Below are 15,488 nucleotides of genomic sequence, written 5' to 3'. Positions count from 1 at the left end.
AGCGCACCGGCCTTGTCCTGTCGCCGTAACTCGTCAATGCTTCACTGAACTCATCAATGGATCGTCAATGGCGGCGCAGCGGATCGGATGGCGGGAAGCGGTGGCCTGGCTGGCGGAAATCGTCGGGCCGGACATGCCGTATGTGCGTCTTGCCCTGGTGTATGGCGTTGCGATCAGCCTGCTGTCGCTGGCCACCCCCATCTCGGTGCAATTGCTGATCAACAGCGTCGCCAACACCGCGCTGCCCACGCCGTTGTGGACCCTGTCCGGCCTGTTGCTGGGCCTGTTGTTGCTGGTGGCGGCCTTGAGCGCAATGCGGGTGTGGGTGATGGCGCTGTTCGAGCGCCGCCTGTTTGCGCGAGTGGTGGCGGAAATCACCGTGCGCGCGGTGCATGCGCAGAACCCGTTCTTCGCCGATCAGAACCGCGGCGATGTCTTCAACCGCTACTTCGATCTGGTGGTGGTGCAAAAAGCGGTACCCAGCCTGGCGGTCGGTGCCTTCACCATCGTGCTGCAGTCGGCGGTGGGCCTGATCGTCACCAGCTTCTATCACCCGTTCTTCCTGGGGTTCAACGCGCTGTTGCTGCTGACCATCTTCTCGATCTGGATGATCTGGTCGCGCGGCTCGATCCGTTCGGCGGTCGAACTGAGCCATGCCAAGCACAACGCCGCGCACTGGCTGGAGAGCGTTGGCGGCTCCAACGGGTTCTATAAATCCAGCCGCCACCTCAACTTTGCGATGGACCGCTCCGAAGCGGTGACGGCGGCCTATGTGGCACGGCATCGGCGCCATTTCCGCTACACCTTCACCCAGACGCTGGCGTTCCTGCTCACCTATGCGGTCTCCAGCGCGGCGCTGCTGGCACTGGGTGGCAGCCTGATCCTGCGCGGCGAGCTGTCGATCGGCCAGCTGGTGGCCGCCGAGCTGATCCTGAGCGCGGTGTTCTACGGCATTGCGCAGCTGGGCAGCTATCTGGATGTGTTCTACGACCTGGTCGCCAGCGCCGAGGAATTGTCGCTGCTGTATGCCATCCCGCAGGAGCGCCCGGTGGCTGCCGCCGGCGAGACCCCGGGCAACAGTGCCGTGCGCCTGGACGGCGTGGTGATCGAGGGCGCGCGCTTCAACTTCACGCTGGAAGCCGGCGAGCAGTTGGTGACGCTGGCCGACGGTGGTGCCGAGCGTCTGCTGGCCATGGTGTTGAAGCGCCACGTCGTGCCCGACCGCGGGCTGGTAATGGTGGGCGGCGCCGACATGGCCACGTTCGACATGTACCTGCTTCGCTCGGAAGTCACCGTGCTCGATCGGCCGACCATCGTGGAGGTCACCATTCGCGAGTACCTGGCGATGGCCTCGGCCGACGTGACCTCCGAAGCGATGCTGCAGGCCATCGATGCAGTGGGCTTGCGCGCGCGCATCGCCGCGTTGCCGCAAGGCCTGGATACCCGGCTTGCCGCCTCAGGCTTCCCGCTGTGGATCGGCGACGTGATGGCGCTGAAACTGGCCAATGCGCTGCTGGTGCGCCCCCGCGTGCTGATGTTGTCGCAGCTGTACGACCTGCTGCCGGCAGAGCGTCTCACTCAGGTGCTGCGGCGCTTGAAGGATGCCGGCACCACGGTGCTGCTGTGCACCGGCCGGCCGGAGGACATCACCCTGGACAGCTGGTTCCGCCTGGAACCAGAGCGCCAGCAACGCTACGCCACGCGCGCCGAGCTGATCGCGTCCACGCAGGAGGCGACCCATGCAGCACGCCTCTGACCGGATCGCACACTTCCCCACCCTGGCGGCAATGCGCCCGCCCAGCATCGCCAAGGCGTTGGCCTGGATGCTGCTGATCGGCGTTGCCATTGCTGGCGCCATCCTGGCGTTTGCGCCCTGGGTACAGACCGCCAGCGGCAAGGGCCAGGTGGTCTCGCTGGATCCGGGCGACCGCCAGCAGCAGGTCACCGCCTTCGTGCCTGGCCGGGTCGAGCGCTGGTATGTGCACGATGGCCAGCACGTGTCCAAGGGCGACCCGATCGCCCGGGTCGGCGACCTCGACCCGGACCTGCTCACCCGGCTTGCCAGCGAACGTGCGCAGGTGGCGGCGGAGATCAGCGCCATCCAGCAATCGCGCGCGGTGGCCAGCATCGATGTGGAGCGCAGCCGGCAACTGCTTGCCGAAGGCCTGGCCGGCCGCCGCGACTTCGAACTGACCCAGATCAAGGTGGCCGAAGCCGACGCCAAGCTGGCCGAATCGCGCGCCAAGCTGACCCGCATCGATATCCAGTTGAACCGCCAGTCCGCGCAGTTGGTGCGCGCCCCGCGCGATGGTCGCGTGCAGCAGCTCAACGCCGCCAGCGGCAGCGCGATGGTGTCGCCGGGCACCGTGCTGGCCGTGATCGCACCCGAGCGCGTAGAGCGCGCGGTGGAGCTGTATATCGACGGCCGCGATGTGCCCCTGATCCGCCCCGGCCGACCGGTGCGGCTGGAGTTCGAAGGCTGGCCGGCCATCCAGTTCAGCGGCTGGCCGTCGGTGGCGCACGGCATGTTCGACGGCCGCGTGCGTGCGATCGACCCCAATGCCGCGCCGGACGGGCTGTTCCGCATCCTGGTCGAGCCGATGCCGGGCAAGCCAGCCTGGCCGGCGCAGGAATTCGCCCGCCAGGGCGGCAAGGTGCGCGGCTGGGTGCAAGGCGAAACGGTGCGGGTGGGCTACGAGTTGTGGCGCCAGCTCAACAACTTCCCGCTGGAATTCGGCCGGCGTCCGGCAGCGACCACGCAGGACGAGGGCAAGGCCAAGCCGGCAGCCGGCGACAAGTCCGAAGACGACGCGACGGGCAAGAAGTGATGCGCTGTCTTGTTGCCCTGCTGATCGCACTCTGCCCCGGTGCGGCATTCGCCCAGGCCACGCCACTGAGTCTGGACGAGGTCCTGCAATCGTCGGCCCGCTCCGCGCCGCAGATCATCGAATCGCTGGCCAAGGTCCGCCAGGCCGAAGGCAAGGGCATCTCCGCCGACGGCGCATTCGATACCGTGTTCGATATCGAAGGGCGCTCGCGCGAGGCCGGTTACTACGACGGCAGCACCATCGAAACCGGCGTCAAGCGTCCGTTCGAGGAAAACGGCGGCTACTACTACGGCGGTTACCGCTCCTCGCGTGGCGCGTTTCCGGTCTACGAAGACAAGTCCTACACCGACCGCGGCGGCGAAGTGAAGGTCGGCGCGCTGTATGCCTTGCTGCGCGACCGCGTGGTGGACGAACGCCGCACCCGCCGCAGCGTGGCCAGCGCCGACATCGACGTTGCCCAGTACGAGGCGGAGATGGTGGCGATCGGGGTGCAACGGCGTGCGGTGGATGCCTACCAGAGCTGGGTCGCTGCCGGATTGAAACTGCGTGCCTACAGGGATCTGCTGGAACTGGCCGAGCGCCGCCGCAACGCGATCTCGCGGCAGGTGACGCTGGGCGCGCGTCCTACGATCCTGTTGACCGAGAACGACCAGAACCTGGTGCGTCGTCGCGCCCTGGTGGTGCGCTCGGAGCAGGATTTCGCCAACGCGGCCAATGCCTTGTCGCTGTACCTGCGCGATGACGCGGGCATGCCGATGATCGTCGCCGACGAGCGCCTGCCGCCCGATACCTCCGCGCTGGAAGGGCTGGCCGGCGCCAGCAAGATCACCGCGCCGGTCGAGCGCCCGGATTACCGCGCCGTGCTGACCCGCATCGACCAGGCCACCGCGCGGCTGATGCTGGCGCAGAACGATCTGAAGCCGCGCCTGGATGTGAGCGTGGAAGTCAGCAAGGACCTGGGCCCGCCCGGCGTGGGCGGCCCCAACCGCTCGCCCACCGATGCCATCATTGGTTTCCGCTTCAGCGTGCCGCTGGAAAACCGCGCCGCCAAGGGTCGCGTGGCCGAAGCACGTGCCGAGATCGAAGCGCTGGATCAGCGCAGCCGCTTCCTGCGTGACCAGATCTCGGTGGAGGTGGAATCCATCGTGATCTCACTCAACGCCGCCGAGCGCCTGGCCAGGATCGCCGACGAGGAACGCAGCCTGGCCGACCGCCTGGCCGCTGCCGAACGGCGCCGCTTCGAACTGGGGTCCGGTGACTTCTTCCTGGTCAACCAGCGCGAAGAAACCGCCAACGATGCACGCGTGCGCCTGATCGACGCGGAGGCACGCATCGCCTCGGCACGCGCCGAACTGGCGGCCGCCACCGCCGATCGGGATGCACTGCAGTTGCGTCGCTGAGTGGCGTTGCGCGTGCATGCACGCACGTAAGCAAGCAGAAGCAATCAATCAGTCCGGGGCGATGCGGTGACGGCACGGCGGTTCCATTCGGTTGGGTCGCCTGCCTGCGACGCCGCGCACTTTGAGGAGTTGCACTGTACCGGCAGGATCTGCGCAACCAGCCGGTGCAGTCAGCACACCAACGGCAGTCGCATCGCCGCACGACCGTTCTGAGCGATACGAGCGCGCAGTCAGGCGGCCAACGCATGGGCAGTCATGCAGGCTCTTGAACGCATCCGCAGCAAGCGGCCCTGTTCGCCGGCCGTGCCTGTGCCAACGCGGTAGGCCAGAGGCAATCAGTGCGGTTGGGAAAGCAATGAGTGCCGTTGGGCACAGCTGACGTGTCCGCGCACCGCGCATGGCAGGCGCGCTTGCGACCCGACTCCAATCGAGGCCGGTTGATCGTGGATCTGGTCCTGACTCCCCGATGGGTCTGCGGCCTTCGATGCAGACGACGCCAGACTTCCGGCTATGAAAGTGTCAGCACTGTCGAGAGCGTCTTTCGCATATCGACAACCAGGGCGAAATTCCCCTGCCCACACAACGCAATGACGCCTCGATAACATCAGCGTGCGCATGCTCGGCCATGCAGCCAAGCGTTTAATGCTCGATGCGCTGCAACCCTGGAGTCTTCGGAGGTCACTATGTCTTTCCGGCAATTTCCCGCGGTCGATGCAGATGGCGAATCCTATGTGATCGTCGAGTTTCGCGACGAGCAGGCTTCCCGCCCCAACACCAACCCCGCTCCACGCTATGAGTTGCCCGATGGTCGCCACCTGCAGCGACAGGGCCAGCGCTTCGTCACCGACGGTGGCGAGTTGCGCCTCTCTGCCGCTTGATCCACCTGGTCATTTTTTGACCACACTGCAGCCAGCCCTTGTCGTACAAGGGCTGGGCGGTGTTATCCACATGCTTGTGCAGATTTCATCCACACCCCATGTGGATCAATTCGGTGTGCCCAGGTGCAAGAAATGCGCAGCAATGTCACGGCAGGCATTCGCTTGATCGTGCGTCGATGCGAACCAGGTCCTGAGCCTCCACGTCGTGTTGTGGACGAACGCCACAGCCCAGTCGTGCGCACATCAGGCTCAGAGACGCTGTTCGCCGAACACCGAACCCACACCCACCGCAACGCCACACTCATCCAACCTGGTTCGAGCGCTCCAGCACGCGTCCGATCCCGCTTTGGTCGATCGCGTCCGCCGCCTGCGCCAAGGCAGCACGGTCGCTCTGCTGCTCGAACCCGATCCGGAAATGCAACTCGCCTGCCGGCGTCCGCGACGAATGGATCGATGCCAGATTCACCCCATGCCGTTCGAAGACATGCAGCAATGCCCGCAGCGAGCCGGGCTGGTCTTCGGGCAGGTATACGCTCAGCGTCAGCGGCTCGGTGAGGTCGGCCAGCAGGTAGCCCACCCGCTCGTAGGTGTAGTTGCCGGCAGCCAGCGCGTCGTGTTGCAGGGCCTGCGCGTTGTCGTCCAGAAAGCGACGGCGGAACTGGGTACGCGCCGCGTCATCGCCCTGCGCCACCAGCGCGCGCAGCTGCTGCAGGTGCGTCAACAGCCGGTCGAGCATTTCGCCGACATAGGGATTGCCGAACTGGATGTCTTCGTAGATCGCCGGATTGAGCGAAAGGATGCGCGCGATGACCGCGGTATCCAATTCGAACGCGGCCGACCGGTAGGGCATCAGCGTCTGCAGCTCGCCCAGCAGCGGCGCGTAGTCGCGCAAGGTGCCGGCCTGTGCCAGATGGGTGGCATGCACCATCGCCTGCACCAGCGCCATCACCCGGTCGTGGTGCTCGGGGGTCGCGTCAACGCGCTGCGCCTGCAAGGCCGTGCACAGCGTCTGCACCCACGCCGACCAGCGCTGCAGGCGCGCCTCGCAGACCACCATCACCCTGCCCTTCAAGGTCGGCGACTTGGGCGGCGCGGTCATCGGATGCAGGCCGACCACCTCGGCCGATGACGCCAGCATCGCTGCCACCGGCGCCTGCTTGATCGAGGTGACGTCCATCCACAGCTGCGAGGCCGCGCGTGGGCCGGCCAATGCAACGTAGCGTTGAATCAGCGCCGCGGTGTGGCGGATCGGCGCCGAGAAAATCAGCACATCGGCCTGCTGTGCCAGCGTCGCCTCGTCCATGTCGCCGGCCTCGGCTGGATCGAAGCCGATCACCTGCAGCTGCATGCGCGTGCGCAGGAACTGCGCCAGCCATCGTCCATAAGCGCCGGCAATGCCGACGATGCCGACGACCGGCTGGGCGATCATGCCAGGCGCTCGAAGGCGAAGCGTGGCGACGCGGCCAGGGCGGCCGGAGCGGCAGCCAGTACATCGAATTCCTCGAAGCCCGCCGCCAGCGTGACCTCCAGTGCGCTATGCACCCCGCTGAGCGCATGCCCCACCGCCTGCTCGAACGGCAACCCGCGCAGCAGGCCTCCGATCAGCAAGGCCATCAGGACATCGCCGGTGCCGGCCACATCGACCGGCAGGTGCGGGCTGGCCCAGCGATACACCGCCGTATGGCTGACCGCCAGCGTCACCAGCTCGCCGGCGCCGCCGGCCACGCTATGGGCAAGCACCCACTGCGGCCCGCGCGCGAGCAAGCCGCGCGCGGCGACGATGGCATCGCCCTGTTCCAGGCTCGGCAGGCCGGTCAATCGCCCCAGCTCGAACGCGTTCGGCGTGACCAGCCAGGCATGCGGCAGCAGCCGCTCGGCGAACACGCGCTCCAGTCCCGGCTCGACGTAGGGGCCGGTATGGGTATCGCCGATCACCGGATCCAGGCAGTAGCGCAGGTGCGGCGCCTGCGGCAGAGTCTGTTCCAGCCAGTCCGCAAACGCCTCGCCATTGGCCAGGCTGCCAAAATAGCCGGAGACCAGCATGCGGGCGCGCTGCGGCAGCCCGCGCTCACTGGCACCGAGCAACAGATCGGCCAGCCAGTCGGCTGGCAGGATGCGGCCACGCAAGGTGGCATAGAACGGCGCATTGCTCAGCAGCGTGGTAGGCACTTCGGCCACGCGCAGGCCAAGTGCACGCAGCGGCGGCACCGCGGCGCTGTTGCCGGCATGGCCATAGACCAGCTGCGATTGCACCGAGATCACATCGATCGGCGAAGGACCCTCCGGACGCTGGCGGCGACCGTGGACGAGATGGCTGGCAACTGGATCGTTCATGCGCACATTCTAGGGCGTGCGCTGCGATCCCGCGCAGCCCGCAGCCATCGCCACGCACGTACCGCGAACGCCATGCCGCTCAGCGGTTGCGCAGGAACACCACGTAACCGCGAAACGCAGGATTGGCGAGCAAGCCAGGCGGCGCCTGCCATTCTCCGTCCTGCAGCAAGCCGATACGAAACGGCACCCGCAAGGCACCGAGCCGGGCGACATACACCGGATAGTCGGCAATCACCGCGCGGCCCTGGTAGATCTGCAGCACCACTTCATCGACCACGCTGCCCAGCGCATCCAGGGTCTGCGCGCGGCCATTGACGCTCCAGTCCAGCAGCCCGGTGATGCCGAGCTGGTAGTCGGCCGGCAGGCGCGCGCGCAGCGTGCGCAGGAAAGCCACGTAGCGCTCGAGCTGGCGGGTGCCCGCATCGAAGTCGATCTGCAGGCCAACCACCGCGTTGCCCGCCGCGCGCCAGCGCCGCAACTGCAGCAGCACCGCATCGAACAGGGCCGGCGTCCAGTCCAGGCGCTCTACCCGCAGCACCATCCAGACCTGGCAATGGCGTAGCCGCGGCAGCGCAGCGCGCTGCGCCACCAGTCGTGCCGGCGCATCGCTGGCGGCCGGCACCTCGGCCTGCAGCAGGTACACGCGACGCGCGCCGGCCAGCACCGGTTGCGGGCGGACTCCGGCCCACAGCCAGAATGCGTCGTAGTGCCGCGCATCCACCGGCGCGGCCGCGGCGCTTGCGACAGTCGTCGCGCACAGCGCCAGCAGCAGCGCACACTGCCGCAGCAGGTGGGCGCTCACCAGTAGTACTTCAGGTCCTGCGCCCAGCGCGAGGACGGAAACTCGCGCTTCAATCGCAGGAACCACCGCTTGCGCTCGGCCACCGGCACGCTCTCGCCACCGCAATGGTTGTAGCCGCTGGAGGCATAACAGGAAATGGCGCGATTCAACGCGTGTGCCCGGTCGTCATCGGCCACGTGCGGCGCATCGATGATGCGCCGGTAGACGGGCAGGCGGAAATACGCCCCGCCCGGAAACTGCGACGGCGCGCCGCCCAGTTCCGACGCCGATGGCGGCTGATTGATCGGCAGGTTGTCCCAGTCCCTGGCTCGAATGAAGTCGGCCACGCACAGCTGCGCGTGTGCATCGGCAGGCGTGGTGGCAAGCACCTTGGCCACTGCCTCGATGGCTGGACAGCCCTGGCCGCCTTCGTCAGCGCTGCCGGAGAACGCCGCCAGCGGCGATTGTGTCGGCAACCACCAGATGTAGGTGGTGCGCGCGACATCCGGGACGGCGGCGGCAGCAGGCGGCAGCTTGGCCAGCAGATTGCGATCCTGCAGGAATGCCCCCGCCTGGCCGCGGGTCAGGTCCTTGTACAACAGCACAAACGCCGCCAGTTGACGCTCGCTCGCCGTCACCGAAGGCGAGCTTGCCTGGCGGCGCAACAGCTCGGCGCCGGCAGCATGGACCAGGAGTTGACCTCGAATGCCGGCATGGGTGATCGGCGAACCCGCCGCGAACACCTGGTCCAGCGCCCGGTCCCGCTCCAGCCGCCGTGCCAGTGCCAGCTGCGCGAGTGGCTGCTGCACCGCCGGCTCAGCCGCGTCGAGCACGCGCCGCCAGTAGGCGGCCAGATCGGGCGCGCCGGTGTCCTCCAGTGCCAGGCCCTTGAGCATGGCGGTGGTGAACGCCACGCTGGCACGACCGGCAGGCGCCTTGCCGGCATCCACCATCTGCACGACCTGCGCCGGGCGGTGAACAACGTAGTACTGGTAGCTGGCCAGCAACAGCGCAAACAGCGCCGGTTCGTCGGCAAAACGCGCGCGCTGCGCCTGCAAGGCGTCCAGCGTCAGGCCCTGCGTGCTGTCGGCGCCGTAACGCATCGCCCTGAGGTCGGCGACGGCAAGCAGCAGCGGCGTGGCCAATGCCGCCGGCCCCGTGGTGGCGAGCAGCTTGTTGTCGATCTCCTGCGCCAGCTCCACGTCGGAGAGCCCGCGCTGCGCCGCCGGCAGGCGCAGCAACCGTGCGTACTCGGCCTCAAGCTTGCCGGTGTTGCCGCCCAGCCAGTACACCCGCCGCATCAGGCCGCGCGCCGACGCGGCATAGCGCCCTTGCGGATAGTCGCGCAGGTACTGCGCGAAGCTCTGTTCGGCACGCGCCAGTTGGGCAGTGTCGAACTGCGGCGGATCACGCTGCACACCGTACTCGTCGAAGCCATCGACCTGCGCCGCGTTCAGCGCCACGCGTCCCCGCATGTAGAGCGCGGTCTCCCGGAGCCAGGGATCGTCCGCCTTGTCCAGACCCGCGAAGCCTTGCGCGGCAGGCTCGAAGGCGGCGGCATAGAACGCGCTGGCGGCTTGAAGATAGTGCGCGAAGGCCTTGCCGGCGGCCGACGTGGCCTCGACCGGCGCGAGCACGCCGTCGGACTGCGGACATTGCGCCGGCAACGCCGCCAGCAGACGCGCCTTGTCGGCCGCAGATACTCGCGCATTCGCGTTCAACGCGTCGGCGAAGGCAAGACGGCCGCGCTCCTGGCTATTGCAGCGATTGGCCTCGCCGCCCAGCGTGTTGATCGCCGCAGCGCCGTCGGGAGCCGGCGGCGTCAGCGCCTGCGCGATCTCCTCCCAGGTGAAGACCGGTTCCAGCGCCGTGGTGGGCGCCACTACAGATGGTTGACCATCGCGCAGCAACAGCAGCAGATTGACCCGGGTGTCGCTGCCCGGCGTCAGCGCCACCGTATTCTGGCAACCCGCGTAATCGCCCAGCGCCAGCGACAGGCTGGCGTCGCAGCCGCTGTCAGAACTGGCAAACACCGGTGCCGCCAGACAGGCGCCGAGCAACAGCACGACAAGACGAACAGGAACAAAACGGCCGATATCCATGGCAGGTCCTGGCAAGCGGGGAAGGTGCGGCGAGCGCACGCACCACCCAGTTTCGCATGCCGACCGCGTGCACCGCACGCGGCACATATTCGCTTCGCACCTAAACGTAGCGCCGCAGCCATCGGCCGCGGCGCATGCGCAGCATCAGGACGTCATGCGATCCCAGAAACCCTTGACGCCATCGATGAAGGTGGCCGACTTGGGCGAATGCTTGCGGGCATCCTCACCGGTGAACGTGGCCTCGAACTGCTGCAGCAACTCGCGCTGATCGGCAGTGAGGTTGACCGGGGTTTCGACCACGACGCGGCAATATAGATCGCCTTCGCTGCGGCTGCGCACCGACCTCACGCCCTTGCCGCGCAGGCGGAACAACTTGCCAGTCTGGGTCTCGGCAGGGATGCGGATTTCCGCTTCGCCGCCGAGGGTCGCAACGCGCACGGTGTCGCCGAGAGCGGCCTGCGAAATGCGGATCGGCACTTCGCAATGCAGGTCGTCGCCATCGCGCTGGAAGATCGCATGCTCGCGCACCCGCACTTCCACATACAGATCGCCCGGCGGCGTGCCGGCCGGGCCGGCCTCGCCCTCGCCTGCAAGACGAATCCGGTCGCCGGTATCCACACCGGCCGGCACCTTGATCGACAGCACCTTGTCTTCTTCCACGCGACCGGCGCCATGGCAGGTCTTGCACGGATTCTGGATCAGCGTGCCGCGGCCGTCGCAATGCGGGCAGCTCTGCTGCATGGCGAAGATCCCGCGCTGGATGCGCACCTGGCCGCGCCCATGACAGGTCCCGCAGGTCTCGACCTTGCCGTCTTCCGAGCCGCTGCCATGGCAGGGCGCGCATTCGATCAGGGTCGGGATCTCGATGCGTCGCTCGATGCCGGCGACGGCTTCTTCCAGATCCAGTTCCAGGACGTAACCGACGTCGGCACCACGTCGCGCAGCGCGCGGACCGGCGGCGCCACCGCCAAAAATATTGCCGAAGATATCGCCAAAGATATCGCCCATGTCCGGGCCGCCCGGCCCGCCGCCACCGCCCATGCCGTGTTCAAACGCCGCATGGCCGTGCGCGTCGTAGGCACGCCGCTTATTGCCGTCGGACAGCACTTCGTAGGCTTCCTTGCACTCCTTGAATGCCGCTTCGGACGCAGCATCGCCAGGATTGCGGTCGGGGTGGTGCTTCATGGCACAACGCCGATAAGCCTTCTTCAGCTCCTCGTCGCTGGCGCCACGGGCAACGCCCAGCACTTCGTAGTAATCGCGTTTGCTCATGACAGGGAATCGGGAATCGGGAGAAGGGAATCGTTCAAAGCGTACATCCTCAAATCAATCAGCGTTCGGTGGGGTCCAGAACAGCGAAGGAGCGATGCCGCAGCACCGCTCCTCCGATTCTCTATTCCCTATTCCCGACTCACGCTTTCTTGTCGTCCTTGACCTCGGTGAACTCGGCGTCCACCACGTCGTCGGCAGCCTTGGAGGCCTGCGCATTGCCGCTGGCCGCATCGGCGTTGCCGCCCTGCTCTGCTGCAGCGGCCGCTGCGTACAGCGACTGGCCGGCTTCTTCCAGGGTCTTGCTGCGCGCTTCGATCTGCGCCTTGTCGTCGCCCTTCATGGCGGTCTCCAGGTCGGCCAGCGCCGCTTCCACCTTGCCGATCACATCGCCACCGACCTTGCTGCCATGCTCGGTGATCGCGGTGCGGGTGGCGTGGATCAGGCCATCGGCCTGATTGCGGGTCTGCACCAGTTCCTGGAACTTCTTGTCTTCCTCGCGGTTGGCTTCCGCGTCGGCGACCATGCGCTGGATCTCTTCATCCGACAGGCCCGACCCGGCCTTGATCTCGACCTTCTGTTCCTTGTTGGTCTTCTTGTCCTTGGCCGACACATGCAGGATGCCGTTGGCGTCGATGTCGAAGGACACTTCCACCTGCGGCATGCCGCGCGGCGCCGGCTCGATGCCGGACAGGTCGAACTTGGCCAGCGACTTGTTGAAGCGGGCCTGCTCGCGCTCACCCTGCAACACATGCACGGTCACAGCCGACTGGTTGTCCTCGGCGGTGGAGAAGGTCTGCGAGGCCTTGGTCGGGATGGTGGTGTTCTTTTCGATGATCTTGGTGAACACACCACCCATGGTTTCGATACCCAGCGACAGCGGGGTCACGTCCAGCAGCAGCACGTCCTTGACGTCGCCGGCCAGCACGCCGCCCTGGATCGCGGCGCCCACGGCCACGGCTTCGTCCGGGTTGACGTCCTTGCGCGGTTCCTTACCGAAGAAATCGGCGACCGCCTGCTGCACCTTCGGCATACGGGTCTGACCGCCGACCAGGATCACCTCGTTGATGTCGCTGGCACGAAGGCCGGCGTCGTTCAACGCGGTACGGCATGGATCGATCGACTTCTTGACCAGGTCTTCCACCAGCGCTTCGAGCTTGGCACGGGTCAACTTGATGTTGAGGTGCTTCGGGCCCGAGGCATCAGCGGTGACGTACGGCAGGTTCACTTCGGTCTGCTGGGTGGAAGACAGCTCGATCTTGGCGCGTTCGGCAGCGTCCTTCAGGCGCTGCAGCGCGAGCGGATCCTTGCGCAGGTCGATGCCCTGGTCCTTGTTGAACTCATCGACCAGGTACTCGATGACGCGGTTGTCGAAGTCTTCGCCGCCCAGGAAGGTGTCGCCGTTGGTGGCCAGCACTTCGAACTGCTTTTCGCCATCGACCTCGGCGATCTCGATGATCGACACGTCGAAGGTACCGCCGCCCAGGTCGTACACGGCGATCTTGCGGTCGCCACCGTTCTTGTCCAGGCCATAGGCCAGGGCTGCGGCGGTCGGCTCGTTGATGATGCGCTTGACGTCCAGACCGGCGATGCGGCCGGCATCCTTGGTGGCCTGGCGCTGGCTGTCGTTGAAGTACGCCGGCACGGTGATCACCGCTTCGGTGACCTTCTCGCCGAGGAAGTCTTCAGCGGTCTTCTTCATCTTTTCCAGCACGCGCGCGGAGATTTCCTGCGGCGCCATGCGCTTGGCATCGCTGGTCTGCACCCAGGCGTCGCCGTTGTCGTGCGCCAGGATGCCGTACGGCACGTGCGAGATGTCCTTCTGCACTTCGCCGTCGGTGAACTTGCGGCCGATCAGGCGCTTCACTGCGTAGAAGGTGTTCTTCGGGTTGGTCACCGCCTGGCGCTTGGCCGAGGCACCGACCAGCACTTCGCCATCCTTGGTGTAGGCGACGATGGAGGGCGTGGTGCGGTCGCCCTCGGAATTTTCGATGACGCGGGCCTTGCCGCCGTCCATGATCGCCACGCACGAATTCGTGGTGCCGAGGTCAATACCAATGATCTTGCCCATGGATACGCTCCTGATGAGTCTTTAGCTGTGTCCGGCGACGCCGGGTCTGGCTGAGATGTGGGGGTGGCGCGCAGGTGTTCAAGCCACCCGTGCGCATCTGTGTTTCATCCGTGCGCTTGGCAGTTCAGCCGGCGCTACCGGTCAGTCGTGCTTGGCCACGACCACCAGGGCCGGGCGCAGCAGACGCTCGTTGAGCAGGTAGCCCTTCTGGAACACCTGCACCACGTGGCCGGGCGCGATGCCTTCGGCCTCGCCCTGGCTGATCGCCTGGTGCTGGTCCGGATTGAACGGTTGGCCAACCGGGTCGAGCAGGGTCAGGCCGTTGTCGGCGGCGACCTTCAGCAATTGCTTGTAGGTCATGTCCAGGCCATCGCGCAGCGGGCTGGGTTGGCTGCCGGCCGCGGTCAGTCCGGCATCCAGGCTGTCGAACACCGGCAGCAACTCGCCCAGCAGCTTCTCGTTGGCGAACTTGCGGGCGTTTTCCACGTCGCGCGCGATCCGCTTGCGCTGGTTCTCCAGGTCGGCGCGCTCACGCAGGGCGTCGGCCTTGACCAGGGCGATCTCGCTGCGCAGCGACTCGATCTCGGCCTTGAGCGGATCGGTCTCGGGTGGGTTCTGGGACAGGTCTTCGGAGTCGAATTCGGGGTGGTCTTGGTTCATATGCAGTTCCCGGGCAAGCGGAACGCCCGCCCCAACGTCACCCCGTATGTGGGCGCCCGCGCGCGTTTCAAGCGAAAACCCATTGCCGTGATCGAGCGCGGTTATCGCGCCCCGGGCGGCTCCATGGCCGCACCCAGCACCTGGGCGGCGGTCTGCACCAGCGGAATCACCCGGTCGTAGGCCATGCGTTTGGGGCCGATCACCCCCAGCACGCCCAGTACCTGCCCGTTGGCGGCATACGGCGCGGTGACCAGGGAGACATCGTCCAGCGACACCATGCCGGTCTCCTCGCCGATGAAGATGCGCACGCCCGGCGCCTGGATGGTGCGTTCGAGCAGCTGCAGGATCTCGCGCTTGCTGGCGAATGCCTCGAACAGCTCGCGCAGCCGGTCCAGGTCCGACAGGTCCTGCACCCCCATCAGCCGGGTCTGCCCGGCCATCACCATGTCGTCGGACTCGGCCGGCACCAATGCCTCGCTGGCCAGGTCCACGCTGTGCGCCAGCAACTGCTCCATCTCGTTCTTGGCCATGCGCAGCTCGCGCAGCAGGCTGGCGCGGATGTCCGCCAGCGCGCGCCCGGCGAACTGCGCATTGAGGTAATTGGCCACCCGCTCCAGCTCGGTCGGCTCGTAGGCGCGGCGCGGCTCGATCACCCGGTTCTGCACCTCGTTGTCGGCAAACACCAGGATCGCCAGCACCCGGCGCGCGTCCAGGGACACGAAATCGATATGCCGGAACGCGAACTGCTCGCGCTTCGGGGCGCTGACGACCCCGACAAAATGGCTCATCGCCGACAGCATCTGCGAGGCGCTGCCCAGCAGCGACTGGGTCCCGTTACCGCTCGCCAACTCCGCGCGCAGCCGGCGCACTTCTTCTTCGCCCGGCGGCTGCATCTGCACCAGGCTGTCGACGAATACCCGGTAGCCATGCGCGGTAGGCACCCGCCCGGCCGAGGTGTGTGGGGAGCTGAGCAGCCCCACGTCTTCCAGATCGGCCAGGATATTGCGGATGGTGGCCGGGCTCACGTCCAGCCCGGCATGCTGGGCCAGGGTCTTGGACCCCACCGGCTCGCCGTCGCGGATGTAGCGCGCAATCAACGTGCGCAGCAACTGGCGGGCGCGGGGGTCGAGCATTGGGGACTGGGACGCGCGCATGGGATCATCCG

General features: G+C 66.8%; 12 protein-coding genes. 4 read left to right on the top strand and 8 right to left on the bottom strand.

Annotated elements, in window-relative coordinates:
* The first annotated feature begins 67 nt into the window (after positions 1-67).
* From A7D17_RS09720 to A7D17_RS09705, 4 genes are all read left to right on the top strand, one after another.
* Positions 68-1,756, top strand: coding sequence for an ATP-binding cassette domain-containing protein (locus A7D17_RS09720; RefSeq protein WP_064508888.1), 1,689 nt, complete (start codon positions 68-70; stop codon positions 1,754-1,756).
* The gene (locus tag A7D17_RS09715) at positions 1,740-2,828 is read left to right on the top strand and encodes an HlyD family secretion protein (protein ID WP_064508887.1); all 1,089 of its coding nucleotides are present in this window, start codon (positions 1,740-1,742) and stop codon (positions 2,826-2,828) included. The genes A7D17_RS09720 and A7D17_RS09715 overlap by 17 nt, the downstream gene beginning before the upstream one ends.
* Entirely contained in the window at positions 2,828-4,228 is a 1,401-nt protein-coding gene (locus A7D17_RS09710) for a TolC family protein (RefSeq protein WP_425479583.1), read from the top strand. Before A7D17_RS09715 ends, A7D17_RS09710 begins: the two co-directional genes overlap by 1 nt.
* A gap of 683 nt (positions 4,229-4,911) precedes the next feature.
* Positions 4,912-5,106, top strand: a complete 195-nt coding sequence (locus A7D17_RS09705) for a hypothetical protein (protein ID WP_064508885.1) — start codon at positions 4,912-4,914, stop codon at positions 5,104-5,106.
* Positions 5,107-5,407: 301 nt separating this feature from the next.
* Here the strand turns inward: A7D17_RS09705 and A7D17_RS09700 are convergent, their stop codons facing one another.
* The 8 genes from A7D17_RS09700 to hrcA form a co-directional block, all read right to left on the bottom strand.
* Positions 5,408-6,535 carry a prephenate dehydrogenase gene (locus A7D17_RS09700; RefSeq protein ID WP_064508884.1) on the bottom strand — a complete coding sequence of 376 codons (1,128 nt, stop codon included), beginning with the start codon at positions 6,533-6,535 and terminating at the stop codon, positions 5,408-5,410.
* Positions 6,532-7,440 (bottom strand): pyridoxal kinase, encoded by a 909-nt coding sequence (gene pdxY, locus A7D17_RS09695; RefSeq protein ID WP_064508883.1) that lies wholly within the window; start codon positions 7,438-7,440, stop codon positions 6,532-6,534. Before pdxY ends, A7D17_RS09700 begins: the two co-directional genes overlap by 4 nt.
* 79 nt (positions 7,441-7,519) lie before the next feature.
* Positions 7,520-8,242 (bottom strand): DUF3142 domain-containing protein, encoded by a 723-nt coding sequence (locus A7D17_RS09690; protein ID WP_204377353.1) that lies wholly within the window; start codon positions 8,240-8,242, stop codon positions 7,520-7,522.
* Positions 8,239-10,323, bottom strand: a complete 2,085-nt coding sequence (locus tag A7D17_RS09685; protein WP_064508882.1) for a PA5441 family protein — start codon at positions 10,321-10,323, stop codon at positions 8,239-8,241. The genes A7D17_RS09690 and A7D17_RS09685 overlap by 4 nt, the downstream gene beginning before the upstream one ends.
* 144 nt (positions 10,324-10,467) lie before the next feature.
* Complete coding sequence (dnaJ, locus tag A7D17_RS09680; protein ID WP_064508881.1) at positions 10,468-11,595, bottom strand: molecular chaperone DnaJ; 1,128 nt, start codon at positions 11,593-11,595, stop codon at positions 10,468-10,470.
* A 139-nt stretch (positions 11,596-11,734) separates the two neighbouring features.
* On the bottom strand, positions 11,735-13,663 hold the full coding sequence (gene dnaK / locus A7D17_RS09675) for a molecular chaperone DnaK (RefSeq protein WP_064508880.1): 1,929 nt from the start codon (positions 13,661-13,663) through the stop codon (positions 11,735-11,737).
* 141 nt (positions 13,664-13,804) lie between these two features.
* The gene (gene grpE / locus A7D17_RS09670) at positions 13,805-14,323 is read right to left on the bottom strand and encodes a nucleotide exchange factor GrpE (protein WP_046963475.1); all 519 of its coding nucleotides are present in this window, start codon (positions 14,321-14,323) and stop codon (positions 13,805-13,807) included.
* Positions 14,324-14,424: 101 nt separating this feature from the next.
* Positions 14,425-15,456, bottom strand: coding sequence for a heat-inducible transcriptional repressor HrcA (gene hrcA / locus A7D17_RS09665; protein ID WP_064508879.1), 1,032 nt, complete (start codon positions 15,454-15,456; stop codon positions 14,425-14,427).
* Positions 15,457-15,488: the final 32 nt, after the last annotated feature.

It is taken from the genome of Xanthomonas floridensis (genome assembly GCF_001642575.1).
Taxonomy (GTDB): domain Bacteria; phylum Pseudomonadota; class Gammaproteobacteria; order Xanthomonadales; family Xanthomonadaceae; genus Xanthomonas; species Xanthomonas floridensis.
Note: the sequence above shows the minus strand (reverse complement) of the source record. Positions and strands in the feature narration are given on the sequence as shown.